Origin of the sequence: Pseudoalteromonas umbrosa (genome assembly GCF_030125375.1) — a bacterium.
Taxonomy (GTDB): Bacteria; Pseudomonadota; Gammaproteobacteria; order Enterobacterales; family Alteromonadaceae; genus Pseudoalteromonas; species Pseudoalteromonas umbrosa.
Genome location: NZ_JASJUU010000006.1, coordinates 1 through 25,048, shown reverse-complemented (window position 1 = coordinate 25,048; position 25,048 = coordinate 1). Strand labels below are relative to the sequence as shown.

The following is a 25,048-nucleotide window of genomic DNA, read 5'->3' as shown; positions in this document are numbered from 1 at the left end:
CATATGTGAGTGAGGTACTATGCGAGTATATCTTTTAGCAGTTTTACTTTTAGTGATTTCCTTTACAGGCCATACGCAAGATTCGGAGTCTGGGGGCCAGTTCAAGAGGTTAGGTAATTGGGAAGTGCATTACATTGCCTTCCCATCTACCTTTATCCAACCTAGTGTCGCCAAAGCATATGGTGTTGTGCGCAATGAAAATAAAGCGTTAATCAACGTTTCTGTTCTAGCCACAGATAAAGCAAAAACAGCACAACAGGTGCAAATTTCTGGATTTGCTAAGAACTTATTGGGAAATAAAAAACCGCTTACCTTTAAGCAGGTCGTCGAGGGTGACGCCATTTATTACCTCACTCAACTTGATTATTACAATGAAGATGTTTATCGCTTTGAGCTCAGTATTCAACAAGGCAATGAACATCAAACCTTAAAGTTTCAACAAAAGTTCTACGTAGATTAAAAAATATGACAAAACAAATCGTGCTGGCCACAGGCAACCAAGGCAAAGTAAAAGAACTCGGCGGTATGCTTGAGTCTCTGCAAATAGAAGTATTACCTCAAAGTCAGTTTGAGGTGTCAGATGTGGCAGAAACCGGCACTACTTTTGTGGAAAATGCCATCATTAAAGCCCGCCATGCAGCCAAAGAAACCGGGCTGCCAGCCATCGCTGATGACTCAGGTTTAGAGGTTGACGCACTTAATGGCGCACCTGGTGTGTATTCAGCTCGTTTTGCTGGAGTCGGCGCAAGCGATCAGCAAAATATTGATAAATTACTCGACGCTATGGCAAGTAATGACTATCGCACTGCTCGATTCTGGTGTGTATTGGTATATATGCGCCATGCTGAAGATCCAACGCCCGTGATCTGCCAAGCGAGCTGGGAAGGCACCATCGCCAACTTGCAGCATGGTGACGGTGGTTTTGGTTATGATCCTGTCTTTTGGGTCGAAAGTTTACAAAAAATGGCCGCAGAGCTAACAAAGGAAGAAAAGAACGCCATTAGCCATAGAGGGAAAGCACTGCAACAATTAATGACCCACTTTAAGAGTACCCTGTGAATCTCCCTCCATTAAGTTTATATGTGCACGTGCCTTGGTGCGTGCAAAAATGTCCATATTGCGATTTCAATAGCCACAGCCAAAAAGGCACTATCCCTGAGCAAGAATATATTGGTCACCTTCTAGACGACCTCAAAGCAGATTTACATCTTGTACAAGGTCGAAAGCTACATAGTATCTTTGTTGGTGGTGGTACACCTAGCTTACTTTCTGGTGATGCGTATGTGTACTTGCTCGAACAAATCGAAGCATTGATTGGTTTTGAAGATGATATTGAAATTACTTTAGAAGCTAATCCGGGTACCGTTGAAAGCGATCGTTTCAAACATTATGTGCAAGCCGGTATTAACCGCATATCAATCGGCGTACAAAGCTTGCAAAGTGATAAACTCAAAGCGCTAGGGCGCATTCATGGCGAACAAGAAGCCTTAAATGCAGCAGCTGAGGCACATGACGCAGGTTTAAACAGTTTCAACATGGATTTGATGCACGGTCTACCAAATCAGACTATTGACGATGCATTAAGCGATTTACGACGAGTCATCGAATTAAATCCCCCCCATATTTCTTGGTATCAATTAACCATTGAGCCTAATACCCAATTTGCGTCTAAGCCTCCAAAATTACCAGAGGATGAAACCCTTTGGGCAATACAAGAAGCTGGTCAAACATTATTGGCAGAACATGGCTATCAGCAATACGAAATATCTGGCTACGCCAAATCTAATTATCGTTGCAAACACAACTTGAATTACTGGCGCTTTGGTGACTACCTAGGAATTGGCTGCGGCGCACACGGTAAAATTACGCTACCAGATCAAAACCAGATTTTACGTACTGTCAAAGTCAAGCACCCAAGAGGCTATATGGATCTCACGAAACCTTACTTGTATGACAGCTGGCATGTCGCACCGGAAGATAGGCCCTTTGAATTTTTTATGAATACTTTTCGCCTATTAGAGCCAACACCTAAATCTAATTTCACTGCGTATACAGGGCTGCAAGAATCTGAAATAGAACAGCAATTGAACCACGCAATTAGCTTAGGGTTATTAGAGATGCAAGGTGATTCATGGTTTGTAACAAATAAAGGACACAGGTATTTAAATGACCTGTTAGAATTGTTTGTCTAAATTTAGGTGACATGCAGTACGGATATTACTTAGCTAAAATATGCATTAATGCATATTCTAGCTGTAGCTCGCCGCTTAGCATATAATGGCCTACACTGAGGTTTATCTTCAGTTAGACTAATGATGTCTACAAGATTTAAAAAGAAAAAAGGGTAAAACATGCGTAAACTTACCATCATCGCTGCTGCAATATCAGCAACGTTACTGGCAGGCTGTCAGCAAACAGCTGAGCAACCAAAACCAGTCACTCCTGTGCAACAAGTTGTTCAAAGTGAAGTAGAAAAAGCAAATGCGTTATTTGAAGAGTCATTTAATCGCAGTGTAATGCGTAGTCCTATCTACCAAACCTACCTAGGTATCAAAAAAGACTATGATAAATGGGATGACGGCTCTGACGCACGTCAACTAGAAGATCTAGAGCTAGTCAAGCAAGACCTTGCTGCTATTAATGCCATCGACAGAAGTAAGTTAGACCTGCAAACTCAAGTAAGTTATGACCTATTTAAGCAAGGTTTAGAAGAAGAAATCGAAGACTTTAAATGGCGTCGTTACTCTTACCCTGTGAATCAAATGTTTGGCACTCACTCGATGATCCCTGCATTTTTGATTAACCAACATCAGATCTCTGATGTGAAAGATGCGAAAGCTTATATTGCTCGTTTAAACGGCGTAACCAATGTCTTCGACCAACTCATCGAAGATTTAGGCAAACGCGCTGATGCGGGTATTATCGCGCCTAAGTTTGTATTTCCTCATGTTATCGAGTCAAGCAAAAACATCATCAAAGGCGCGCCATTCGCAGCTGGCGATGATTCAACATTATTAGCTGACTTCAAAAGAAAAGTCGCAAAATTAGAGATTTCTCAAAGCGAAAAAGACGCGTTAATTACGCAAGCAAACAACGCTTTGACATCTGCTGTAAAACCAGCTTATAGCAAATTGATTAGTTATTTACATAAGCTTGAAAAGCGTGCTGATGATAGAGATGGCGTATGGAAGTTCCCTGAAGGTGAAAAATTCTTCAATGTGGCACTTGAACGTACAACTACAACTAAACTGTCAGCTGCAGAAATCCATAAAATTGGTTTAGAAGAAGTAGCTCGTATCCATGACGAAATGCGCGAAATCAAAGAAAAGGTTGGCTTCAAAGGTGACCTTAAAGCATTCATGGAGTTTATGAGAACAGATAAGCAGTTCTATCTACCAAATACCGAAGAAGGTAAAGCTAAATACCTTGCTGATGCCACAGCTATGATCGACAACATGAAGTCTCGCCTTGATGAACTCTTCATTGTAAAACCAAAAGCAGACATGATTGTTAAGCGTGTAGAGGCATTCCGTGAAAAAGCTGCAGGTAAAGCGTTTTATCAGCAGCCTACACCTGATGGCTCTCGTCCAGGCATTTACTATGCAAACCTGTATGACATGGAAGCGATGCCGACATACCAAATGGAAGCTTTGGCTTACCACGAAGGTGTACCTGGTCACCACATGCAAATTGCAATTGCTCAAGAACTTGAAAATATGCCTAAGTTCCGTAAGTTTGGCCGCTATACCGCTTACACAGAAGGTTGGGGTCTATACTCTGAGCTAGTACCGAAAGAAATGGGCTTGTATGAAGACCCTTATTCTGACTTCGGTCGTCTAGCGATGGAGCTATGGCGTGCATGTCGTTTAGTTGTTGATACTGGTATCCACGCTATGAAGTGGACGCGCCAAGAAGGTATTGATTACTATGTAAACAACACGCCTAATGCTAAGTCTGATGCCGTTAAAATGGTTGAAAGGCATATTGTTATGCCAAGCCAAGCAACAGCATACAAAATCGGTATGATCAAAATTGTTGAGCTTCGTGAAGCTGCTAAAAAAGAACTGGGTGAAAAGTTTGATATCCGTGAATTCCACGATGTTGTACTTAAAAATGGACCAGTTCCACTTAACGTACTAGAGCAATTCGTCGATCAATGGGTTGCGAGCAAAAAAAGCTAACCCCCCACTAATCGAAAAGACGTATTAGCTAAAATAATATGCAAACAAGCCCCGCCATGCGCGGGGCTTTGTATTTTCACTTCCCCGCCTAGCTTTTGTGTCACTAGGTTATAAATAATACTTAAACCTAACCCTATACCACCTTGATTTCTTTGTGTTGTGATAAATGGCTCGAAAATAACAGGTAATAACTCTTTATCTATACCTTTACCATCATCTTTAATATAAAGGTGTATATAATCGTTTACGACCAAAGCTGAAATAACTATGTTAAGTAATTGACCTTCTTTTTTTGCATGCTGAATACAGTTACTGAGGCTATAGGTAAAAACTTGAACAAATACATTTGGGTAACTTTTGAGCATTAACTGCTCTGGAATTTCTATCTCCATATGGTAATCAGGCGCGCTTAACTCATGTTGATAGCAATCAAGCACACCACTCACAAGAGCCTTCAGGTTGAACTCTTGTATCTCATCATATTCCTGTTGTACCGATACTTTTTTAAAGTCATCAATTAAAGAGGCTGTCCTCAATAAATTGTTTTCTAGTAGAGACAGTGCAGACTCAGCCTCTGCTATCAAGTTTGTTAATGTCTGCTTTTGCAACTGTCCTGATTCCAAGTCCTTTTTAAGCACTTCAACTTGCTCTTTCAGGTGAGATTGGCTAGTAATTGCCACACCTAACGGCGTATTAAGCTCATGGGCAAAACCGCTGACCATATTTCCTAAACTGGCCATTTTCGCCTCTTCAATCAATCTTTGTTGAGCTGCACTTAGACGTTCCAGCAACGTTTCTATAAATGCAAGTAAACTATCCAAATGATGGGCTATTTGAGCAATCTCGTCTTCTCCATCGATATTAACGCGAATCGAAAAATCCTCATGCTGTGCAACGTTTTTGAGTACACGGCTGATAGAAATAATATGCTCAGAAATACGGGTATTAAGAATGTACAACAAAAGCAGGCTAAAACAGCTAATAAGTACAATGATCACAAGACATGTGAGGATTAAGTTTTGCTTCTCAGTCAAGTCTTCATTAAACAGTTGTTTTGATACAACCTCAAAGTGGCTTCTGATTGAGAGTTTTAATTGATGTAATTCAGCCCTGACGCCTTGACTGTGATCTAACCCTTGCTTCTGCAACACACTAATATAAGTCTTAAATCCTTGTTGATACTGGTTTAGTATAGACATCAAGTCCTGCGACTTTTCGGGAAACTGGGTAGTAATGAGCAGCTCTGTCCGAGCTAATAGATCTTGATGTATTAATAAATAATTTGGGTCGAGTCGCAACAAAAAATCTTTTTCTCGACGCCGTAATTCAAGCAAAAGTATTTCTAATTGTGGGTGTGAGGTTTGCTTGGCAATATCTTGTAACGCATGTGCTTGCCGTCTAAAGTTACCGTAAACGCCCTCCTCTTTATCGTACCCTAATAGCGCTTGCATTGAAGCAAGCTGTTCATATTTAAGAGTAAAACGTTTTACTTCCTCATCTAACTTAAACAATAGATCTAGATCTCGTTGTTGGGCAACTAACATACTGAGCAAGACACTGTAGCTTTCTCTGTAAGAGAACCTATCATCTTCAATGGAAGATAGACTATCTCTTTGACGCTCTATCAGAAAGCGCTCTTCTTGGTCAAGTAAACGCTGGATCTGTGTTTGTAGTTGAAACAGATGATCATTTAACAGTCTTGTTTGCTGCAACTGATCATACAGAAACCAACTCGCAACAATGATCACGATAGCAGAACCCACAGCTGCTGTTTTAAAAAGTAAAAGTGACTGCCTTAACTGCACAATCTTCCCCAAACTATATTTCGCCCCAACTAAAGTTTAGTCGAAGAAAATTATTATGGTATTCATTAAACTTTTTCTCAAAAGTGGGCATTTCAAAGTCATATTATCTTTTTATGAACTATTTTATGCCAACAATTGACATCATTGTTTTTGACTACTGCCTGCGAGAAACAAAATGGAAATTTTCATAGCCCTATTCGTATTATTGATACTCATAGTACCTGCTGTTATTTATACAACCTACATACAAATGTCCACACGAAATAAAGTACGTCTTGCTGACTCTATTATTTACATGATTAGACACGACGAACCTGTCAAAATCGATATGGAAATTCTCGAAGGGCTTAAGCTTTCCCCAAAAGAGAAGAGTTATCTACTGAGTGTTTATAAAGCGCCAATAAAGCTACAAAAATAGCATAAAACTTAAAAATCAAATTCATTAAGAGCGATTTTTATAATGTAAATGCAGGCATTAATATGAAGTGTAAAATATTGAAATAGAAATAAAAAAGCCTCAGAAAAATCTGAGGCTATAAAAAGTGGTACCAGTGGGCGGACTTGAACCGCCACGCCCGAAGGCAACGGATTTTGAATCCGTCATGTCTACCAATTCCATCACACTGGCATCATTTTTCTTTAATCTTCTAACTTGGAGAAGATAAAGAAAAACCACTTTGAGCTTAGGCTTTTTTTATTTGCCCTCGTCTCTATGCCCTGCATTATACAAATATGTGACAGCCCCGCAAGCAGTTTTTTTAATAAATATGTTCAAGTGCTGTGTATTTGACCAAAATCATAAAATATCGAGGTTTTATCAATTCGTGCCTATATTATGTGTAGAATATTGCGATACAGTTTTATATAGGTTTTTAAATGTCTGCTTTTCCTCGTGCTGGGTTTAATAGAAGGGTTGCATCGTTAATATATGATGCGCTCGTTGTTATTGCTTTTGCGATGCTCACAACAGTGGTTTTCTTGGGCTTGGTTCAAGGTATGATATCTCTAGGCTGGTATTCGCTAGAAGGTCATGAAGATGTTTCTGCTCTCATTCAATCAACGCCAGCTTTGTATTACAGCCGCTCATCTTTGCTTGTTATAGTGTCAGTATCTTTCTTTTCTTATTTCTGGACAAAGAGCGGTCAAACAATCGGTATGAGAGCTTGGCGACTTAAAGTACAAAACCCCAATGGTCAATTGCTAACTTGGCCTCAAGCTATACTGAGAAGCCTGGCAGCCTTATTAGGGTTGGGGAACTTACTTGTTCTCTTTGATATTAAGCACAAACGCGCATTACAAGATTTGCTATGTAGGACTGAGGTGCTAGTACTGAGCAAAGAAGAAAATAAAAAAGTTTACGATAGTTTAGATTAGGACCTCAAAAAAGGCGCCATTGGCGCCTTTTTATTGTCTTCGCTGTAAAAAATACATCGCCACTAATGTAAAAATAATACTCGGCATGACCGCGCCAATAAACGGCGAGAATTGATATACCATCACAATAGGACCAAACACCTCATTACTCAAGTGGAAGATCAATCCAGTCACCACACCCATTATAATTCTTGCACCCATGCTCACCGAACGTAATGGTCCAAAAATAAATGACAAAGCAACCAACAACATAACTGCTATCGTAACTGGCTGCATTACTTTTCGCCATAACGCCAATTCATAATGGCTGGTGTCTTGCTCATTTTGTTCAAGATATTTTAAGTAAGATAATAAACCGGTAAAAGACAAAGACTCTGGTTCAAATGAGGCAACCCCTAGCCTATCAATGGTAAGTTGAGAACCATATAGCTTTGTTTGTGCATAATAAGTACTAACCTGCTTGTCACCAATTTGTACTTCTTCTACTGCTTTAAGCATCCACCCCTTCTCAGAAGTGATAGCGGATTGTGCTCTGGTTATTTTTTCTAAGTTTAAGTCATCAGAAAAGTGATATATATTTATGTTGGTCAGCTCACCTGATTTTTCAACATTGGCTATATTGATAAAATTATTACCATCTTTTGCCCACAGGCCCTTCTGCGCATCATAGACTTCTCCACCATAAATCGCCTGATTCCTTAGTTGTTTGGCAGTGCGTTCTGCTTCTGGCGCTCCCCACTCCCCCAAGGCCATCATACATATTGCTAGAATGATCGCGGTTTTCATTACTGACCCAATAATTTGCAATCGTGACATACCAGCGGCTTGCATAACCACTAACTCACTGCTTGAGGCCAACGCACCCAATCCAGTCAAACCACCTATCAGCGCAGCCATTGGAAAAAACACCACGATATCACTTGGCACACTATATAAAGTGAATAACAGTGCATCAGACACTTCATAGGTACCTCGACCGACAGAGCGAAGCTGCTCGATGAACTTAATGAGTGTATTTATGCCGACAAATACTAATAATGCAAAACTCGTAGTTTGCAAAATACTTCGACCTAAATACCAATCAAGCATTTTCATCATGCGACTACCTCCCTCTTTCTCAATATAGATCTAAGCCATACTCCGAAAGGTCGGCCTTTGACGATGAGGTAAGTACCGATGAATAAAATTGATAAATGGATCCACCATAAACCCACTGAAGGCGGTATCTTGCCCTCTGCCACCAAGTACTTACCAGCATTGAGTAAAATAAAGTACCCTAAGTAAATGCCAATTGCAGGCACCAGCTTAGCAAACTTACCCTGCCTCGGATTCACAACACTCAGCGGTACAGCTAATAAAGTTAAAAGTAAAATAGAAATCGGCGTTGCAATGCGTAATTGGAATTGTGCAATTGACTCTGGAGTATTGAGTTCCAACAATCGACTAGAAGGGAGGTCTTCTAGTTCACGTCTTCGACGTTCAATTTCTTGCTCTTGGATCTGAACCTGATAACTGCCAAACTCTGTTTTATTTAATGCTTGGCTAAACCCATCCGTTTCATAGCGTTTGCCATCTTTCAAGAGAAGTTGTTGCTCCCCCGATTCCCCTTCAGCAACTTCCCCTTGTTGCGCATAAACAATTCGAGCAGCATTGTTAGATTCTTTTTCTGGCAGCTGAGCTACAAAAACTTTATTTAAAACAGAGCCCTGCTCACTGGTGTTGTGAATAAACACAACCGCTTTTTCATTGCCAGTTTGCTGAAAACGCCCCGCTCGTAATTGTGTAAGACCGGACTCTGCATTTGCTTGTTCACGTAATTGGTTTTGTTTTTCACCCGCCCACGGTGCAACGTATAAACTCACAGCAGCGGCAATTAATGCAACAAAGAAACTCGAAATAAGCGTGACGCGAACAACATACCACTCGCTCACACCGCACGCCTTTAATACCGTCATTTCACTATCTGCGTATATCCGGCTATACGCCAGTATAATGCCTAGAAACACACTCAATGGCAGAATATATACAGCTAATTTAGGTAAATTAAGCGCTAAAAATGACAATACGAGTTTTCCTGGGATTCCTCCGCCCGAAGCTTCAGCTAAGATTTTGACAAATTTTTGTGATAGAAAAATCGTCATTAGAGTAAGGAAAACGGCGACCTGCGATTTTAAAACTTCAGCAGTCAAATATCGAAAAATTAGCAATGTTCGCCCCTATAAAACGTCTCATTTCACTGGAATAGTAGGAAATTTTGAGTAAACTGGTTATTTTAGTCACTTTATTATATGCCATCAAAATCAAATATCCTACTAGTGCTGCTGCACTAAAGTAACTTAGTTAACTTGATGTAGTTTGGCATTTAAAGTTTGAAATGGCATAACTTAGACTTAGGAGTCGCAATGGAATTCAGCGTTAAAAGTGGTAGTCCAGAAAAGCAACGCAGTGCTTGTATTGTTGTTGGGGTGTATGAACCACGACGTTTATCGCCAGTTGGTGAGCAGCTGGATAAAATCAGCGAAGGCTATATTTCCAATTTATTGCGCCGTGGTGACCTAGAGGGTAAACCAGGGCAAGTATTGTTATTACACCATGTACCCAATGTATTAAGTGAGCGTGTATTATTGGTTGGTTGTGGTAAAGAGCGCGAGCTTGATGATAAACAGTACAAACAAATCATCTCTAAAACTATCAATACCTTAAATGAAACAGGCTCTATGGAGGCTGTATGCTTCTTGACTGAGCAACATGTCAAAGGTCGTGATACTTACTGGAAGGTAAGACAAGCAGTTGAGACCACACAAGACTGTCTATATACATTCAACCAGCTGAAAAGCAAAAAAAGTGAAGCGCGACGCCCGCTACGTAAAATAGTCTTTAATGTGCCAACTCGCAGAGAGTTAACAATTGGAGAAAGCGCCATTGAGCATGGTTTAGCTATTGCGGCAGGTGCAAAACTATGTAAAGACGTTGCTAATATGCCACCGAACATTTGTAACCCTCGTTACCTAGGTGAGCAAGCTGAGCTGTTAGCTAAAGAGTTCGATAACGTCACCGTTAACCTCGTCGGTGAAAAGGAAATGGAAGAGCTAGGTATGCATTCATACCTAGCTGTTGGACGTGGCAGTGAGAATGAATCTGTCATGTCGGTGATCCATTACAACGGCGCATCAGAAAAACAAGCACCGGTTGTATTTGTTGGTAAAGGATTAACTTTCGATTCAGGCGGTATTTCACTTAAACCAGGCGAAGGCATGGATGAGATGAAGTACGATATGGGTGGTGCAGCTGGTGTACTTGGTTTAATGCGCGCGGTTGTAGAAATGCAGCTGCCATTGAATGTCATCGGCGTTTTAGCTGGCTGTGAAAACATGCCAAGTAGCCGTGCATACCGCCCAGGCGATATATTAACAACCATGTCAGGTCAAACTGTTGAAGTACTTAATACCGATGCAGAAGGCCGATTAGTATTGTGTGATGCGTTAACTTATGTTGAAGCGTTTGAACCTGAAACGGTTGTGGATGTTGCCACCTTAACTGGTGCCTGTATTATCGCACTTGGTCATCATGCATCAGGTTTACTATCAAATCACAATCCACTTGCACATGACTTACTTAAAGCGTCAGAACAAAGTGGTGACAGAGCTTGGCAGTTGCCACTTTGGGACGATTACCAAGAACAGCTAAAAAGCCCGTTTGCAGATTTCACTAACTTAGGTGGACGTCCGGCAGGCACAATTACTGCAGCTTGCTTCTTATCAAAGTTTACCAAGAAGTATAATTGGGCACATATCGATGTTGCAGGCACAGCTTGGAAAAGTGGCGCGAATAAAGGCGCAACAGGCCGTCCAGTGCCAATGCTAATGCAATACTTGCTAAATCGTGCAAACATCACTGATGGTTTACAAGATTAAACTTTTTGAGTAAATACTCACGAGATCTTTGGGTAAGGTTAAATAACTCGCCCTAAGGTCTTCTGTAGATTGATGAGAGCCGTATTCTGTGTCAGAATGCGGCTTTATTTTGAACGCTGGACAGGCACAAAGTATTTTTACTTTGTACGCTATATTCAGTACCGAAGATAAGTCACATGCCATGTCAATCAACGCACAATTTTTAGTGTTAAAGCATGACCAAGAGCCTAGTCATCAAGTTCCGGCTCATTTTGATCTTGCAGCGCGAAGTGCTGCTAAACTGTACCGTGCTGGGCAACGAGTTTTTATATACGTGGATACGGTTGAAAACGCCCATGCAATTGATGAACATTTGTGGCAGTTCGATGCTGACAGTTTTGTACCGCATAATCTACAAGGAGAAGGCCCAAAAGGTGGCGCTCCTGTGGAAATTGGCCAAATGCCCCCAGTTGGGCGACGTACAATTCTGATAAACCTTGCCACACATATCCCGGATTTTGTCCGACGATTTGAGCAAGTATATGACTTTGTCCCAGTCGAGCCAATGGCCAAACAGGCCGCCCGGGAAAGGTTCAAACAACTGCGCGCTATAGGCGCCAATATTTCAACGAAAGAAATTGATAACTAAAGTATTTTTTAAGGTTCTGTGTAATGGATAAAACCTATAATCCACAAGATATTGAACAGTCTTTATACCAAGACTGGGAAGAAAAAGGCTACTTTAAGCCTTCTGGACAAGGCGACGCATACTCTATCATGATCCCGCCGCCGAATGTCACAGGTAGCCTGCACATGGGCCACGCATTCCAAGACACCATAATGGACACCCTCACTCGCTATCAGCGTATGAAAGGTAAAAATACTTTATGGCAGGTGGGTACAGACCACGCTGGTATCGCAACTCAAATGGTTGTTGAGCGTAAACTTGCAGCTGAAGAAGGTAAAACAAGACACGACCTAGGTCGTGAAGAGTTCATTGACCGAATTTGGCAGTGGAAAAAAGAGTCTGGCGGAACTATAACAAAGCAGCTTAGACGTCTTGGCGCATCTGTAGATTGGGACCGTGAACGCTTTACAATGGATGAAGGTCTATCTGAGGCTGTTAAAGAAGTATTTGTTCGCCTATATAAAGAAGACCTGATTTATCGTGGTAAGCGCTTAGTAAACTGGGATCCAAAACTTCACACTGCGATTTCTGATCTAGAAGTTGAGAACAAAGACAAGCAAGGCCACATGTGGAACCTGCGCTATCCTCTTGCTGATGGCGTTAAGACCAAAGACGGTAAAGACTATATCATCGTAGCGACAACTCGCCCTGAAACCATGCTAGGTGATACAGGCGTTGCAGTAAACCCAGATGATGAGCGCTATCAAGATCTTATCGGTAAAGAAATTTTACTCCCTATTGTTAATCGTCGTATTCCTATCGTTGCCGATGAGCATGCAGATATGGAAAAAGGCACAGGTTGTGTAAAAATCACGCCAGCGCACGACTTTAACGATAATGAAGTTGGTAAACGCCACCAGCTTCCAATGATCAACGTATTCAACAAAGATGCCGCAGTACTGACGCAAGGTGAAAGCTACACCTTTGATGGTAAAGAGCTTGCTTTAGATGCGCCAATTCCTGAGCGCTTCCATGGTTTAGATCGCTTCGATGCAAGAAAATTGATCATCGAAGAATTTGAACAGGCAGGTCTATTAGAGAAAATTGACGACCACAGTTTAACCGTGCCATATGGCGACCGTTCAGGTGTTGTCATTGAGCCGTTATTGACTGATCAATGGTATGTACGCGTAGCTCCTCTTGCTGAACCTGCAATCAAAGCCGTTGAAGACGGTGACATTCAATTTGTACCAAAGCAATACGAGAACATGTACTTCTCTTGGATGCGCGACATTCAAGATTGGTGTATTTCACGCCAACTTTGGTGGGGTCATAGAATTCCAGCTTGGTACGATGCTGACGGTAATGTATACGTAGGGCGTGATGAAGCCGAAGTACGTAAAGAAAATAATCTAGCTGATGATGTTGTGCTATCACAAGATGATGACGTGCTTGATACGTGGTTCTCTTCTGCCCTTTGGACTTTCTCTACTCAGGGTTGGCCAGAAAATACTGAAGACTTAAAAGTATTCCATCCATCAGATGTACTTGTCACTGGCTTTGACATCATTTTCTTCTGGGTCGCTCGTATGATCATGATGACGATGCACTTTGTGAAAAATGATGATGGCACACCACAGGTTCCATTTAAAACGGTATACGTTACGGGCCTTATCCGCGATGAAAATGGCGATAAGATGTCAAAATCAAAAGGTAACGTACTAGATCCACTTGATATGATTGACGGTATTGATCTTGAGAGCCTAGTAACCAAGCGTACTGGTAACATGATGCAGCCTCAATTAGCGAAAAAGATTGAGAAAAATACGCGTAAAACATTCGCAGACGGCATCGAAGCGCATGGTACAGATGCACTGAGATTTACCCTTGCAGCAATGGCTTCAACTGGTCGTGATATCAACTGGGATATGAACCGACTAGAAGGGTACCGTAACTTCTGTAACAAACTATGGAATGCAAGTCGCTATGTTCTGATGAATACTGAAGAACAAGATTGCGGTTTCAACGATGCGCCAAAGCAATACTCACTGGCAGATCGCTGGATTTTGGGTCAGTTCCAAAATACTGTTCAAACATTTACAGAGCATTTGGACAACTACCGCTTCGACCTTGCGTCAAATACGCTTTATGAATTCACATGGAACCAATTCTGTGACTGGTATCTAGAGCTAACTAAGCCGGTATTATTCAAAGGCAATGAAGAGCAGCAACGTGGCACCCGCCATACTCTGATCACAGTGTTAGAAGGCCTACTTCGTCTCATGCACCCATTGATGCCTTATATTACTGAAACAATTTGGCAACGCGTTGCACCATTGGCAGGTATCGAAGCAAATACCATTATGTTGCAGGCTTTCCCTGAATTTGACGCAAACATTGTGGATGAGCAAGCGATGGCTGACCTAGAGTGGGTTAAGCAATTCATTCTTGCGATTCGTAACATTCGTGGCGAAATGGATATTAGCCCGAATAAGCCGCTTAACGTGCTGCTTGCAAATGTCAGCGAGCAAGATCAGCGTCGCCTAGATGAAAACCAAGCATTCCTGAGTTCACTGGCTAAGCTAGAAGCATTTACAGTGCTTGCGAATAAAGACGATGCGCCTGCATCTGCAACTGCATTTATTGGCGATTTGGAAATCATGATCCCGATGGCTGGTCTGATTGATGTCGAAGCTGAGCTTGCTCGTATTGCAAAGCAACTTGAAAAAGCAGAAAAAGGCCTTACACAAGTAGAGAAAAAGCTAGCAAACGAGAAGTTTGTTAACAATGCGCCTGAGGCTGTGCTTGCAAAAGAAAAAGCGAAACTTGCTGAATTCAGTGATGCTAAAGCTAAGTTGCTTGAGCAAAAGTCTAAGATTGAGTCACTTTAATTAATAAGCGGCTTCATAAAAGCAAAAACCACGCTTAGTAGCGTGGTTTTTTTGTTCATTACTCAGTCACAACATAATATAAAGTTTGAAGCCGCAACCTCTTCAATGAGATTCAAAAATATGCTGTTATTAGTATGAGAAATAATTATATTTTTAATATCTTTCCAGCCTAAAGTTGCTCAAACAAGCTGTCTGTACTGAGTCCTTCATGCTGTAATATATCTTTTAGACGACGCAACGCTTCAACTTGAATTTGTCTTACCCGCTCGCGTGTCAATCCAATTTCTCGACCAACATCTTCTAACGTTGAAGGCTCATACCCCAATAAACCAAATCGTCGTGCTAATACTTCTCGCTGCTTCGGATTAAGCTCACCAAGCCAATCAACAATATGTCGATTGATATCTTTGTTTTGCACTTCACTTTCAGGCTCATAGCCTCTTTCATCTGCAATGATATCCAATAATGCCTTATCGTTATCACCACCGATTGGGGTATCAACTGAGGTGATCTTCTCATTCAGACGCAGCATTTTACTGACATCTTCAACCGGTCTATCTAAGCATTCTGCGATCTCTTCGGCTGTCGGTTCATGGTCTAGCTTTTGAGTCAGCTCTCTAGCGGTTCTAAGGTATACATTAAGTTCTTTAACAACATGTATAGGTAAGCGAATGGTGCGGGTTTGGTTCATAATGGCGCGCTCAATGGTTTGGCGGATCCACCATGTCGCGTATGTAGAAAACCTAAAGCCTCTTTCAGGATCAAACTTCTCTACAGCCCTGATTAAGCCTAAATTACCTTCTTCAATTAGGTCAAGCAGTGCTAAACCACGATTGTTATAACGACGGGCTATTTTCACCACTAGCCGTAAGTTACTTTCAATCATTCTTTTACGAGAAGCCTCACACCCTTTAAGGGCTTTTCTTGCAAAATATACTTCTTCTTCGGCACTCAATAATGGAGAAAAACCAATCTCTCCTAAATATAGTTGAGTTGCATCTAAGTTCTTGACTGTCTCATCTTTTGCAAAGACGTCTTCATCGCTGTCAATGTCTTCCAAAAGTTCTTCGTTAGGACCGTCTTCATCCACCCCGTCAAACTTATCGTCTAATTCCGGGTTCACTTTACTTTTCTGTTTTGCTGTTTGAGCCATAAGCATCCTCCCAAGCGAATAAGTGATAGTGTTCCATCAATACGTCGATACGCTATTTTTTAGGCAGATACCTAACAGGGTCTACAGATTTACCTCGATACCTTACTTCAAAGCGTAAAGCCACCGAGCTTGCATCCGAACTCCCCATTTCGGCAATCTTCTGCCCCACTTTAACCTGCTGCTGCTCTCTTACTAGCAATTTGGAATTGTGGGCATAGGCGCTAAGATAATCATCTGTATGTTTCAAAATAATTAAATTGCCATAGCCTCGTAATGCACTCCCTGCATAAACAACAATGCCACTTGCCGCAGCTTTTATCGATGTCCCTGTTTTATTTGTGATCTGTATTCCCTTGTAGCCATTTTCTTTAATAGAAAAGCGTCTTGTCACTTTACCTACTGCGGGCCAATTCCACCGTACCTCTTTATTCAACAAAGTATTGGTGTGATTGGTTTTTTTACTGGCTTGACTTTGAACATACTCTCGTTGCTTAGGTGGATCAAGCTCTTTTTTTGAGGGTTTGTTATTTAAAGGTTTATTAGTTGTATATTTTTTGGTTTTTGCTGGTGCTGTTTTAGTCTTTTTGTTAGATTTTTTAGGATAGGTTAATAAAATAGTTTGGCCGGGGAAAATGGTGTAAGGAGGCTTAATTTTGTTGATTTTGGCAACCGTCCGTACATCTTTATTTGCACTAAATGCAATGGAAAATAATGTATCACCTCTTTTTACTTTATAGCGGTTATTTTTTATATGAATTTTTTTTGACAGCTTGGTCTTACCTTTAGTAAGACTAACTACAGGCGCTGGCTTATGGACAGATGAACAGGCTACCAATGAACTGCATAGTATACCTACTATAAAAAAGTTCGCACTTTTCACCCACACTCCATTAAACCCCATTATCTAATTACATATGTATACTTAAACCACTAATAAAAGACAATTTATCAGGGTTGCAAATATATTTCCTCTATTATTTATAAGATTGGTCCAGCAACAAGCGGAACAAACTTTACAGCTGCAATGTCCTGTCTAGTTATTTTCCCCCCTTGATTAACAAACAACGTTAATATCTGTTCCTCAACTCCAACGGGGATTATCATAGCGCCGCCATCATCTAATTGTGCAAGAAGCGACTCGGGAACACTAGACGCAGCCGCCGTCACTATGATGCCTTTGAAAGGCGCTTTAGAATGCCAACCCAGCCAGCCATCGCCATGTTTCATAGAAACATTATACAAATCGAGTTGATGAAGCCGTCTCTTAGCTTGCCATTGAAGAGCTTTTATTCTCTCTATACTAAAAACCTTGTCAAACAGCTGTGCTAATATGGCAGTTTGATATCCAGAGCCAGTCCCGACTTCTAAAACATTATCATGAACACCAACCTGACGTAACACCTCTGTCATTTTTGCAACTATATATGGCTGAGATATTGTCTGTCCCTGGCCTATAGGCAAGGCAGTATTCTCATATGACTTATGCTTTAATACGTCGTCAATAAATAAGTGCCTTGGGGTATTGAGCATAGCCCGCAAAACAACTTCGTCTTGAACCCCTTGCGCTCTCAAGTTGGTGATTAATTTATCAGCACTGCGTTGATAGTTGTTAAACAAAATAATTACTCCTGAGACGACAGCCAAGTAGCTAGACGTTCAAGGCTCTCATGGGCAGTCATATCAACTGTTAATGGTGTAATAGCAGCATATCCTTGTTTCACGGCATGAAAATCCGTCCCTTCCCCAGCATCACTCTCTGTACCAAGTGTACCATACCAATATATATCTCGATTCCAAGGATCTGATTGCTTAGTCATTGTATCGGCTTTATGTCTTGCGCCAAGACGAGTTACCTGAATCCCCTTTAACTCAGATAAAGGGATATCAGGCACATTAATATTTAATATTTGATCTTTTGGTAGTGGGTGGCTGTCCAGTGCCTTAATAATTTTCAAGGTGACTGCAGCTGCAGTTTCATAATGCGCTTCCCTTTTAGAGCATAGAGAAACAGCTATCGCAGGCAGGCCCAAATGACGACCTTCAGCTGCGGCTGCAACAGTACCAGAATACAATGTATCATCGCCTAAATTGGCGCCATTGTTTATTCCTGCAACTACTAATGCCGGAGGCTCGTCACAAAGCTGGTTTACTCCGAGATGAACACAGTCTGTGGGTGTACCATTGACTGAAATAAACCCATTTTCCAATGTGCTCGTACGTAATGGATTCATGAGTGTTAAAGAGTTACTCGCACCACTACAGTTCCTATCAGGCGCAATCACGGTCACATCAGCTAATTCACTGAGCGCTTTGTAAAGCACCTCAATTCCCTTTGCACTTACACCATCATCATTGCTCAGTAATATCTTCACGCTTATTGCTCCCCAGATTCTTGGTTATCTCTCAAGCTCACATCTTTATGTTTGATCAGCTCTCTTAGTACAGAAGTCGCATAGCACCCTTTTGGTAAATCAAAGCTTAACTGCAAGGTTTGACTGTCGATGGTTTTAACACTGAGCGACTTAGGGATCACTCTTAAGCTTCTTCGCTCATTTTTCAAACCCAGCTCCGCAAGCCCCTGATGCCAAGAAGTATGCTCCTCCAACCAAGATTTCTCTACCTCAGTAAGTCCCTTCTCTCCTTTACCAACTAGAGGCGCAGATAAAAGAATGTCACCTTGGTTTAAACGCTCAACAACATCGTCGTTTAAGTCATCTTCAAAAAATGCGTTGCTGCCTGACAATAAAAAGACTTCTCTGTGCCAAGTTTTTGCTAAACCATGCTCTTTTACTCTTTTTGACACTATTTGATTGAAAATATGCGATCTCGCAGCTGAGATCACTATGCCTCTGAGCTTTTTGTCACGAATATGTTCACCATTAAATAACCGCTCAGCCATCGTCAAATTATGGCCATCATGACCAAATCTCTGCTCTGCAAAATAATTTGGCACACCTTGCCTGACTGCATTTATGCGAGAGAGTACATCCAAGTGGTTGGTGACATTCCTGAGCGTTATCACAAAGCGATTTCCACGATGGCAACCAGTTTTTAATTTTCGGTTATGTCGCACTTGTTTAATCACAACCATAGAGTCCGAGTTTAACTGCGAAAAATCTATGTGTTTTTTGATCGGGACCGGTACGCTAAACCACTGTGTGCAGACACCATGACGATCTTTTAGTCCAGCATAACTCACATCTCTTGGGGCAACGCCTGCAAATTTAGCAATTTGCTTGGCCAAAAACGCAGTATTTTCTCCGCGTTTAATGATCTGTAAGCAAACATGCTCGCCTTCACCTGTGAACTCAATATCCAGTATTTCTTCAACTACAAAGTCTTCTGCTGTTTGCTTAAAGTCACCTTGAGATAGAGGCTCTCCATAAAGGTAATTTAGCGAAGCTATAGCATCAATCACTTAACTATCCCTTCATAAGTAGTACGACTGCATGACTTGAAATGCCTTCTTTGCGGCCTTCAAACCCAAGCTTTTCCGTTGTTGTCGCTTTGACATTAACTTGATTGAGTTCAACTTGGCAATCAGAGGCTAAATTTGCTCTCATTGCGTCAATGTGCGGTCGCATTTTAGGAGCCTGAGCAACAATAGTGACATCAATATTTCCTACTGTGTAGCCCATTGTCGTTACTTGCTCGATCACTCTTCTTAATAAAATACGGCTATCTATGTTTTCAAACTCACTATCCGTATCTGGGAAATGCTTACCTATATCGCCTAACGCAAGTGCCCCTAACAATGCATCGCAAAGAGCATGAACTGCAACATCGCCATCGGAGTGTGCAATAAAACCTTGTTCAAATTCTATTTTCTCGCCACAAATTACTAAAGGCCCTTCGCCGCCAAATTTGTGTACGTCAAAGCCATGACCAATTCTAAACATTCTCAATACTCTTTTGCTGTTGTGCCATTAGAAAACATGCCAACGCATGATCTTCTGGCGTGGTAATCTTTATATTGTCGGAGCGACCCGAAACTAATGCTACAGGCTGCCCAACCCTTTCCATTGCTGAAGCTTCATCGGTGATCATCGCCCCTTCATTCAACGCACTGTCCAGTGCACTCAAAAGCGCTTGATAAGGAAAAAGTTGAGGAGTTAAAGCTTGCCATAGTTGATCTCTAGGCACAGTCTCTTCTATGTGCATGTCGCCTTTTTTAATTGTGTCCTTCACTTTGCTTGCAAGTATTCCGCCTTCACCGGTACCTAAGCAAGATACAATCAGTTTCTCGATATCTTTAATATCGACAAGCGGCCTGGCAGCATCATGCACTAAAACCCACTCCGGAGGGTGTGCTTGCATAGACTTTAAAGCATTAAGCACCGAATCAGCCCTTTCTTTGCCACCAGATACACGGGTTGTATTTAGCTCAGTTAAATCTAAACCATCGAAGTACCCATCGTCTTCGCTCACTGCAACATAGATATGGTTAATATGTTCAACTTTGGATAACTTTATTAAAGTATGCTCTAGGATGGTCTTTTCACCAATTTTTAAATATTGCTTTGGGTGATTAAGTCCCATTCTGGAACCCACACCAGCAGCAGGAACAACTGCAGCTAATGATATTGCTTTATTCATAATGCTTCTTAGGTAGTACGCGGATAAAAGTTTCATTTGGCTTGATCATGCCTAGCTCATGCCGAGCCCGCTCTTCAACGCCTTCTAAACCTAATTTTAGGTCCTCAATATCTGCTTTAAGTAATTTATTTCTTTTTAGTAATTCGGCATTCATTTGCTGATGGGTATTTACCGTTTCGGTGATCCTCCGATAGTCCTGCAAACCATGATGGCCAAACCACAGCTTATACTGTATGTAGGCACACAGGCAAAATAGCGCTAACTGAAAAAAACGCATAAAATATACCCTACTAAATGAATGATGTAGTCATGTCGACAACAGGATAATTGTCAGCCTGATACTAGTTTCTTTTTTGCTACATTGCGCCAGTTGATACTACTTGCAAGTAGCATTTCTCTTAGGCCAAGTAATCTCGGTGTTATCATTTTATGATATTGCCATCGATGACCACAACAGGCGGCTGTCATTAAAGCTTTCGTCGGTTTGAGTATGCTTATATGATCATTGTCTAAGCAATGCCCTTCATTGGCGAACCAACCATATTGATTGCAATGTATTTGTGATTGATTCACTTGATCTATCATATCAATACAAAGAATGGTTTCATGGTCCTGATTAATAGCAACTGGCACAACGAGCCCCACTTCAGCTTGTTTTTCGAAATAGAGCCGAATTTTATCAGGTGTTTGCGATGGAACCCGCCTTTGTGTGGCCACCCAACATCCATTATGGCTATCCAACTGAAGAGGCACTTCACCTAATACAATATGCGTTGCCGCACGTTCAACGTAATAAGGTAAACTGCTTAACACTCTTTTCAGTCTGCTCGGATCCGCTTCAGTAGATAAGCGCGTAATTTCTCGAGTATAAAATACATTGACAAGCTCAGCGTAGACAAGCCTTAAAGCCTCATCTTGCCAAATAGTGGTCTGTTGCTTGCCTGTATTGTACTCTCTCAAAATCCCTCCCATTAAGGGGTTTTATATCACGGCGTCATACCTGAATACAGTCAGTCTATTAAATATTATAAGCGGGGTCTATTTTCATTTCGGACGTTTACCAAGTTTAGCTTCGCCAGTCTCTAAAAACTGTACAGCTGCATCTCGTTTCTTACCAAGTAATAAACTGCCATCAACTAAAAACATAAAGTTTTGCCAGCAACGCTTGAATACGCCAAACTGTGTCTCGATAACATGATCTCTGGAGAGACAAAAGTAGACTGTTGTATTATCTTCCCACTGCAAATATTCAGTGATCTCTGATGGTAATAGAGGCTCGCCTTCTTCCCACTTGCCTTCCCAATCAACCACTTCCTCCCAGTTGTCTTCTTTACCAGCCCAGTCTGTCGGTGTAAAAAAGTCAGGGTGATCTTGCTCTCGGCTAACCATAGTACTCCAAAGAACAGCTGCACGCTGCGCTGTCATCGGCTTAATCTGGGCCAAATCCGCGTCGTCAATCGGGAGGTCCTTATGCCTGAAAACCCATGCTTTCTTGAAATCGCCAAGCGCAATATAATTCATGTATTAAAACCTTATTTCATAGATAAACGAGCATCTGCGCTCGTCTTTTAATAAGCCAATTATACCCAGTCATATGAGGACTCAACAATGCCTATCGAACTTAAAAAAGGGATATACCGCCATTACAAGGGTAAAGAATACCAAGTGTTGTTTATTGCAACCCACAGTGAAAGCGAAGAAGCCCTGGTGATCTATAAAACGCTGTATGGTAATTATGACCATTGGGCAAGGCCTTTGAGCATGTTTGTTGAAGATGTCACTATTGACGGTAAAACACAGCCTAGATTTCAATTTGTGCGAGAAGAATGATATTTGGTAGTGAAAATGGAAGTGTGGCAAACTGGTAACATGATCTCCTCAGACCACAAGAAACAATGTTCAAAGGCACAAGCAACTATATAGCAACAGCAGCACTACAACAGGCGGTTAATGCCGCCATTCTATTAGAGAAACCACTACTAATAAAAGGTGAACCAGGTACTGGTAAAACCCTATTAGCAGAAGAACTCGCTCAAAGCTTAGAAACTGAACTGATTCAATGGCACATAAAGTCTACCACTAAAGCTCAACAAGGGCTTTATGAGTACGATGCGGTATCACGACTTCGTGATAGCCAACTGGGCGACGAACGTGTTCATGATGTAAATAACTACATAATAAAAGGCAAATTGTGGCAGGCATTTTCAGCGAACAAGCGTCCCGTTCTTCTTATAGATGAAATAGACAAAGCCGATATCGAGTTTCCTAATGACCTGCTGCTCGAACTAGATAAAATAGAGTTTCATGTTTATGAAACGCAGCAACAAGTAAAAGCAGACACCCGACCTATCGTTATCATTACGTCAAATAATGAAAAAGAGCTGCCAGACGCCTTTTTACGCAGGTGCTTTTTCCATTACATTGACTTTCCATCTATTGAAGAGATGAAAGCCATAGTGGATGTTCACTTCCCTGATATAAAAGCAACGCTACTTAATCAAGCATTGGAGGTATTCTTTAATTTACGAGAAATTAGAGGCCTTAAGAAAAAACCCAGTACCAGTGAGTTACTCGATTGGTTAAAGCTATTACTTGCAGAAGATATTAATGCCACAACATTACATGACAAAACACACCAAGGCGGCCTTATGCCATTATTTGGAGCTTTGTTAAAAAATGAGCAAGATGTGACCTTGATTGAAAAACTCGCTTTTATGAGTAAAAGATAATGCTGATTGAGTTCCTGTTTACTCTTAGGCGACATGGTATTAAAGCAAGTCTAAGGGAGCTGCTAGATTGTCTTTCAGCGCTAGAGCAAGGGCTCTGCTTTGGTAGCGTCGATGATTTTTATACGCTCAGCAAAGTGATATTTGTCAAAGATGAAACTTTGTTCGATAAATTTGACCGCGCGTTTGCTGACTATTTTCAAGGTGTAGCACAAGTAGACCTTGCCAATGCAATACAGCAACAAGCCTTACCTGCAGACTGGTTAAGAAAAGACTTTGAGAAGCAGCTCAGCGAAGAAGAAAAAGCCAAACTGAAAGCCTTAGGTGGGCTAGATAAACTTATGGAAACACTTAAGCGTCGCCTTGAAGAGCAGCAAAAAAGACACGCAGGTGGTAACAAATGGGTAGGCACAGGCGGCACATCTCCCTTTGGGGCATATGGATATAACCCTGAAGGCGTGCGAATTGGCCAACATGAAAGTCGCCATAGGCAGGCCGTTAAGGTATGGGATAAGAGGCAATATAAAAACCTCGACAAAGATGCAGATCTCAGCAGCCGAAATATGAAATTGGCAATCAAGCAATTGAGAAAATTCGCCCGCAGTCATGAGAGCGAAGAGCTTGATCTCAACAACACCATAGAGGCAACAGCAAAACAAGGCGGTCTACTCGATGTTAAAATGGCCCCACAAAGACACAATGCCATTAGCGTACTCATGTTGTTCGATATTGGGGGCTCAATGGACGACCATATCCAAATATGCGAACAGTTGTTCAGTGCTGCTCACTCGGAGTTTAAACACTTAGAGTTTTACTATTTTCACAATTGTGTATATGAGCACGTCTGGAAAAACAATGAGCGCTTAAACGATTCCTTACTTGATACCTATCAACTCATTCATAAATTCGGCAAAGATTACCGCTTAATCTTTGTTGGTGATGCGACAATGGGCCCTTATGAAATTACCTACCCAGGGGGCAGTGTAGAACATTGGAATCAAGAACCTGGTAGCGAGTGGTTAAAACGACTTACAGATCATTTCGATAAAGTTGCATGGCTGAACCCACAGCCAAAAGATTACTGGCCGTATTACCAGTCAATAAGACAAATTGATAAATTGATGGAAGGCAGAATGTATCCGCTCACTTTAGAAGGCATCGCCCAAGCCGTTAAAACTCTTACTTAGTTCGGTATTTTTATAATTCACAAGCCCATGCAGTTCGAACTCTCATGGGTTCAATTTCGCGTTAGCACCCCATTAAGCATTGTCTTTTTTGAAAAGTAGGGAAATATTAATAATAGTGAGCAAGGTGAATATCGTGCAAAAGGTTAGCGACAGCGAACGCAGTGAGTACGCTCTTTTTGTGCAAGGTGAAGTGAGCTATTTTAGTTGTTGCCGAGGGACTTAAACGCAAAAAAACCGCTGCATTTCTGCAACGGGTTTCTCTTATTTGGCGCTTTTGGTGCGCTACGCAGTAGAATGTCCTACTTTCACATGGGAAAGACTCGCCGTCCGCCCCACACACTATCATCGGCGCTATCGTGCAAAAGGTTAGCGACAACGAACGCAGTGAGTACGCTCTTTTTGCGCAAGGTGAAATGAGCCGCTTTAATCGCTGCCGAGGGACTTAAACACAAAAAACCCGCTGCATTTCTGCAACGGGTTTATCTTATTTGGTGCTTGGCAATGTCCTACTTTCACATGGGAAACCCCACACTATCATCGGCGCTATTTCGTTTCACTACTGAGTTCGGCATGGAGTCAGGTGGTTCCAAAATGCTATGGTTACCAAGCAAATT

At 41.5% G+C, this 25,048-nt stretch carries 24 protein-coding genes, 1 tRNA gene and 1 rRNA gene; 11 read left to right on the top strand and 15 right to left on the bottom strand.

Translation table 11 applies throughout. The features are described from left to right. Window positions 1–19 precede the first annotated feature (19 nt). The 4 genes from QNM16_RS18470 to QNM16_RS18455 all read left to right on the top strand — a co-directional run bounded on the left by QNM16_RS18470 (window position 20) and on the right by QNM16_RS18455 (window position 4,181). The gene (locus tag QNM16_RS18470) at window positions 20–460 is read left to right on the top strand and encodes a DUF4426 domain-containing protein (RefSeq protein ID WP_284021837.1); all 441 of its coding nucleotides are present in this window, start codon (window positions 20–22) and stop codon (window positions 458–460) included. 5 nt (window positions 461–465) lie between these two features. After that, window positions 466–1,059 carry an XTP/dITP diphosphatase gene (locus tag QNM16_RS18465; RefSeq protein ID WP_284021836.1) on the top strand — a complete coding sequence of 198 codons (594 nt, stop codon included), beginning with the start codon at window positions 466–468 and terminating at the stop codon, window positions 1,057–1,059. After that, entirely contained in the window at window positions 1,056–2,192 is a 1,137-nt protein-coding gene (hemW, locus tag QNM16_RS18460) for a radical SAM family heme chaperone HemW (protein WP_284021835.1), read from the top strand. Before QNM16_RS18465 ends, hemW begins: the two co-directional genes overlap by 4 nt. Before the next feature lie 159 nt (window positions 2,193–2,351). Then, the gene (locus QNM16_RS18455) at window positions 2,352–4,181 is read left to right on the top strand and encodes a DUF885 domain-containing protein (protein ID WP_284021834.1); all 1,830 of its coding nucleotides are present in this window, start codon (window positions 2,352–2,354) and stop codon (window positions 4,179–4,181) included. Here QNM16_RS18455 and QNM16_RS18450 read toward each other — a convergent pair. Further along, window positions 4,178–5,986 (bottom strand): sensor histidine kinase, encoded by a 1,809-nt coding sequence (locus tag QNM16_RS18450; protein WP_284021833.1) that lies wholly within the window; start codon window positions 5,984–5,986, stop codon window positions 4,178–4,180. The genes QNM16_RS18455 and QNM16_RS18450 overlap by 4 nt on opposite strands. A gap of 543 nt (window positions 5,987–6,529) precedes the next feature. Then, window positions 6,530–6,614, bottom strand: a tRNA-Leu gene (locus QNM16_RS18445). A 248-nt stretch (window positions 6,615–6,862) separates the two neighbouring features. Between QNM16_RS18445 and QNM16_RS18440 the strand changes: the two genes are divergently transcribed. Then, entirely contained in the window at window positions 6,863–7,360 is a 498-nt protein-coding gene (locus tag QNM16_RS18440) for an RDD family protein (protein ID WP_284021832.1), read from the top strand. 30 nt (window positions 7,361–7,390) lie between these two features. Here the strand turns inward: QNM16_RS18440 and lptG are convergent, their stop codons facing one another. Continuing rightward, window positions 7,391–8,458, bottom strand: coding sequence for an LPS export ABC transporter permease LptG (gene lptG / locus QNM16_RS18435; protein WP_284021831.1), 1,068 nt, complete (start codon window positions 8,456–8,458; stop codon window positions 7,391–7,393). Continuing rightward, on the bottom strand, window positions 8,455–9,567 hold the full coding sequence (gene lptF, locus QNM16_RS18430) for an LPS export ABC transporter permease LptF (protein WP_284021830.1): 1,113 nt from the start codon (window positions 9,565–9,567) through the stop codon (window positions 8,455–8,457). Before lptF ends, lptG begins: the two co-directional genes overlap by 4 nt. Before the next feature lie 195 nt (window positions 9,568–9,762). Here lptF and pepA point away from each other — a divergent pair, with 195 nt between their 5' ends. The 3 genes from pepA (at window position 9,763) to QNM16_RS18415 (ending at window position 14,772) form a co-directional block, all read left to right on the top strand. Then, window positions 9,763–11,274: a leucyl aminopeptidase gene (gene pepA / locus QNM16_RS18425; protein WP_284021829.1), complete on the top strand. Its 1,512-nt coding sequence runs from the start codon at window positions 9,763–9,765 to the stop codon at window positions 11,272–11,274. Window positions 11,275–11,455: 181 nt separating this feature from the next. Beyond that, the gene (locus tag QNM16_RS18420; protein WP_284021992.1) at window positions 11,456–11,902 is read left to right on the top strand and encodes a DNA polymerase III subunit chi; all 447 of its coding nucleotides are present in this window, start codon (window positions 11,456–11,458) and stop codon (window positions 11,900–11,902) included. Window positions 11,903–11,925: 23 nt separating this feature from the next. Beyond that, the gene (locus QNM16_RS18415) at window positions 11,926–14,772 is read left to right on the top strand and encodes a valine--tRNA ligase (protein WP_284021828.1); all 2,847 of its coding nucleotides are present in this window, start codon (window positions 11,926–11,928) and stop codon (window positions 14,770–14,772) included. A gap of 169 nt (window positions 14,773–14,941) precedes the next feature. Here the strand turns inward: QNM16_RS18415 and rpoS are convergent, their stop codons facing one another. The 10 genes from rpoS to QNM16_RS18365 form a co-directional block, all read right to left on the bottom strand. Next, window positions 14,942–15,925, bottom strand: coding sequence for an RNA polymerase sigma factor RpoS (rpoS, locus tag QNM16_RS18410; protein ID WP_284021827.1), 984 nt, complete (start codon window positions 15,923–15,925; stop codon window positions 14,942–14,944). A gap of 52 nt (window positions 15,926–15,977) precedes the next feature. Continuing rightward, on the bottom strand, window positions 15,978–16,805 hold the full coding sequence (locus QNM16_RS18405) for a peptidoglycan DD-metalloendopeptidase family protein (protein ID WP_284021826.1): 828 nt from the start codon (window positions 16,803–16,805) through the stop codon (window positions 15,978–15,980). Between the two features lie 98 nt (window positions 16,806–16,903). Continuing rightward, window positions 16,904–17,542 carry a protein-L-isoaspartate(D-aspartate) O-methyltransferase gene (locus QNM16_RS18400; RefSeq protein ID WP_284021825.1) on the bottom strand — a complete coding sequence of 213 codons (639 nt, stop codon included), beginning with the start codon at window positions 17,540–17,542 and terminating at the stop codon, window positions 16,904–16,906. A gap of 5 nt (window positions 17,543–17,547) precedes the next feature. Continuing rightward, a complete protein-coding gene (gene surE / locus QNM16_RS18395) occupies window positions 17,548–18,297 on the bottom strand; it encodes a 5'/3'-nucleotidase SurE (protein ID WP_284021824.1) in 750 nt (249 codons plus the stop codon). A gap of 2 nt (window positions 18,298–18,299) precedes the next feature. Further along, window positions 18,300–19,331 (bottom strand): tRNA pseudouridine(13) synthase TruD, encoded by a 1,032-nt coding sequence (gene truD, locus QNM16_RS18390; protein ID WP_284021991.1) that lies wholly within the window; start codon window positions 19,329–19,331, stop codon window positions 18,300–18,302. Window positions 19,332–19,347: 16 nt separating this feature from the next. Next, the gene (ispF, locus tag QNM16_RS18385; protein ID WP_284021823.1) at window positions 19,348–19,824 is read right to left on the bottom strand and encodes a 2-C-methyl-D-erythritol 2,4-cyclodiphosphate synthase; all 477 of its coding nucleotides are present in this window, start codon (window positions 19,822–19,824) and stop codon (window positions 19,348–19,350) included. Continuing rightward, window positions 19,817–20,521: a 2-C-methyl-D-erythritol 4-phosphate cytidylyltransferase gene (gene ispD / locus QNM16_RS18380; protein ID WP_284021822.1), complete on the bottom strand. Its 705-nt coding sequence runs from the start codon at window positions 20,519–20,521 to the stop codon at window positions 19,817–19,819. Before ispD ends, ispF begins: the two co-directional genes overlap by 8 nt. Next, window positions 20,514–20,798: a cell division protein FtsB gene (gene ftsB / locus QNM16_RS18375; protein ID WP_039611781.1), complete on the bottom strand. Its 285-nt coding sequence runs from the start codon at window positions 20,796–20,798 to the stop codon at window positions 20,514–20,516. The genes ispD and ftsB overlap by 8 nt, the downstream gene beginning before the upstream one ends. A gap of 53 nt (window positions 20,799–20,851) precedes the next feature. Continuing rightward, window positions 20,852–21,481, bottom strand: a complete 630-nt coding sequence (locus QNM16_RS18370; RefSeq protein WP_284021821.1) for a hypothetical protein — start codon at window positions 21,479–21,481, stop codon at window positions 20,852–20,854. 84 nt (window positions 21,482–21,565) lie between these two features. Then, window positions 21,566–22,042: a DUF2947 family protein gene (locus QNM16_RS18365; protein WP_284021820.1), complete on the bottom strand. Its 477-nt coding sequence runs from the start codon at window positions 22,040–22,042 to the stop codon at window positions 21,566–21,568. Between the two features lie 87 nt (window positions 22,043–22,129). On the opposite strand from QNM16_RS18365, the gene QNM16_RS18360 reads away from it, so the two are divergent. From QNM16_RS18360 to QNM16_RS18350, 3 genes are all read left to right on the top strand, one after another. Beyond that, entirely contained in the window at window positions 22,130–22,351 is a 222-nt protein-coding gene (locus QNM16_RS18360; protein WP_200890437.1) for a DUF1653 domain-containing protein, read from the top strand. Between the two features lie 65 nt (window positions 22,352–22,416). Further along, window positions 22,417–23,250: an AAA family ATPase gene (locus tag QNM16_RS18355; protein ID WP_284021819.1), complete on the top strand. Its 834-nt coding sequence runs from the start codon at window positions 22,417–22,419 to the stop codon at window positions 23,248–23,250. After that, window positions 23,250–24,434: a vWA domain-containing protein gene (locus QNM16_RS18350; protein WP_284021818.1), complete on the top strand. Its 1,185-nt coding sequence runs from the start codon at window positions 23,250–23,252 to the stop codon at window positions 24,432–24,434. Before QNM16_RS18355 ends, QNM16_RS18350 begins: the two co-directional genes overlap by 1 nt. 493 nt (window positions 24,435–24,927) lie before the next feature. Here QNM16_RS18350 and rrf read toward each other — a convergent pair. After that, a 5S ribosomal RNA gene (rrf, locus tag QNM16_RS18345) occupies window positions 24,928–25,042 on the bottom strand. Window positions 25,043–25,048 lie beyond the last annotated feature (6 nt).

Bases quoted from the DNA above. Each gene is read 5' to 3' on its own strand.
- QNM16_RS18470 (WP_284021837.1), top strand. From the start codon at position 20: ATGCGAGTATATCTTTTAGCAGTTTTACTTTTAGTGATTTCCTTTACA.
- QNM16_RS18465 (WP_284021836.1), top strand. From the start codon at position 466: ATGACAAAACAAATCGTGCTGGCCACAGGCAACCAAGGCAAAGTAAAA.
- QNM16_RS18455 (WP_284021834.1), top strand. From the start codon at position 2,352: ATGCGTAAACTTACCATCATCGCTGCTGCAATATCAGCAACGTTACTG.
- QNM16_RS18440 (WP_284021832.1), top strand. From the start codon at position 6,863: ATGTCTGCTTTTCCTCGTGCTGGGTTTAATAGAAGGGTTGCATCGTTA.
- lptG (WP_284021831.1), bottom strand. From the start codon at position 8,458: ATGATGAAAATGCTTGATTGGTATTTAGGTCGAAGTATTTTGCAAACT.
- pepA (WP_284021829.1), top strand. From the start codon at position 9,763: ATGGAATTCAGCGTTAAAAGTGGTAGTCCAGAAAAGCAACGCAGTGCT.
- QNM16_RS18420 (WP_284021992.1), top strand. From the start codon at position 11,456: ATGTCAATCAACGCACAATTTTTAGTGTTAAAGCATGACCAAGAGCCT.
- QNM16_RS18415 (WP_284021828.1), top strand. From the start codon at position 11,926: ATGGATAAAACCTATAATCCACAAGATATTGAACAGTCTTTATACCAA.
- rpoS (WP_284021827.1), bottom strand. From the start codon at position 15,925: ATGGCTCAAACAGCAAAACAGAAAAGTAAAGTGAACCCGGAATTAGAC.
- ispF (WP_284021823.1), bottom strand. From the start codon at position 19,824: ATGTTTAGAATTGGTCATGGCTTTGACGTACACAAATTTGGCGGCGAA.
- ispD (WP_284021822.1), bottom strand. From the start codon at position 20,521: ATGAATAAAGCAATATCATTAGCTGCAGTTGTTCCTGCTGCTGGTGTG.
- ftsB (WP_039611781.1), bottom strand. From the start codon at position 20,798: ATGCGTTTTTTTCAGTTAGCGCTATTTTGCCTGTGTGCCTACATACAG.
- QNM16_RS18365 (WP_284021820.1), bottom strand. From the start codon at position 22,042: ATGAATTATATTGCGCTTGGCGATTTCAAGAAAGCATGGGTTTTCAGG.
- QNM16_RS18360 (WP_200890437.1), top strand. From the start codon at position 22,130: ATGCCTATCGAACTTAAAAAAGGGATATACCGCCATTACAAGGGTAAA.
- QNM16_RS18355 (WP_284021819.1), top strand. From the start codon at position 22,417: ATGTTCAAAGGCACAAGCAACTATATAGCAACAGCAGCACTACAACAG.
- QNM16_RS18350 (WP_284021818.1), top strand. From the start codon at position 23,250: ATGCTGATTGAGTTCCTGTTTACTCTTAGGCGACATGGTATTAAAGCA.